The sequence below is a fragment of the Vibrio sp. 1402 genome (assembly GCF_033340275.1).
This window is the reverse complement of sequence record NZ_JAWOWE010000098.1, coordinates 1-1026: the sequence shown is the minus strand read 5'-3', so window position 1 is coordinate 1026 and position 1026 is coordinate 1. Positions and strand designations below refer to the sequence as shown.

The following is a 1026-nucleotide window of genomic DNA, read 5'->3' as shown; positions in this document are numbered from 1 at the left end:
TTGAAGTGACCTTGTAGGTGGTTGATAGAAGCTGTAAGTAGAGCTACTTGAACTTCTGGTGAACCAGTGTCGCCTTCAGATTGTGCGTATTCTGCAACGATTGCTGCTTTAGTTTCTGCATTCAGAGACATAATTCTCTCCTAATAAGAGTAAGTTAATGTTTGTGCCAGCCAATCTCTGATTCAGCCGACACGAGAAGCGCGAATTATAAGGAAGTTTGCTTATAGGCGCAATATAAAAATACCGGCTTAAATGCCGGTATTTTTCAAGTGAGATAGAGATTACTCTTCGTCGCGGAAAACGACTAAACGTTTTGGTGCGATCTTACCATCATCGTTCATTTCACCAACACCGATGAACAAACGCTCTTCGCCCATAGTCAGGCGCAGAGACCCCTGCTCTGGTGCACCTAATACTTGAACCGGTTGGCCATGCTGAACCATATCTGCTAATTCAGGAATTAGGTTTACTTCTGGTAAGTCTTCAACTGCAGTGTCCATTGGCATAAGCAGTGGATCGAGCAACTCGCGAGGAGCGATTTCTTCACGATGAGCTTGCTCAAGTAGCTCATTAAGCTGCTCAAGAGTCACCATTTTCTCGTAAGGGTACTTGGCTACAGCTGTGCGGCGCAGCATAGTTACGTGAGCACCACAACCGAGCATTTCGCCCAAGTCATCGACGATAGTACGAATGTAAGTGCCTTTTGAACAGTGCACCTCCATCTCAACTTCATCACCTTCAAAACGGTGAAGAACGATTTCGTAAACGGTGATTTTACGAGACTCACGAGGAACTTCGATACCTTTACGAGCGTACTCGTACAGAGGTTTGCCTTGGTATTTCAAAGCAGAAAACATCGAAGGCACTTGGTCAGATTCGCCACGGAACTTCTCAATACACGCTTCTAGTTTCTCGAGAGTCACATCTACTGGACGCGTTTCAACCACTTCACCATCAGAGTCTGAAGTGTTAGTACGTTCGCCAAGTTTCGCGATCACGCGATAGCGTTTGTCTGAATCCAGTAGG

General features: G+C 45.7%; 2 protein-coding genes. Both read right to left on the bottom strand.

Annotated features, from left to right (window positions below):
* Nucleotides 1-131 (bottom strand): 30S ribosomal protein S15 (locus tag R7044_RS24390; protein WP_225455897.1); only part of this gene is annotated, 131 nt, incomplete at its 3' end.
* A 150-nt stretch (nucleotides 132-281) separates the two neighbouring features.
* Nucleotides 282-1026: tRNA pseudouridine(55) synthase TruB (gene truB, locus R7044_RS24385; RefSeq protein WP_225455896.1), on the bottom strand; the 745-nt coding region annotated here is incomplete at its 5' end.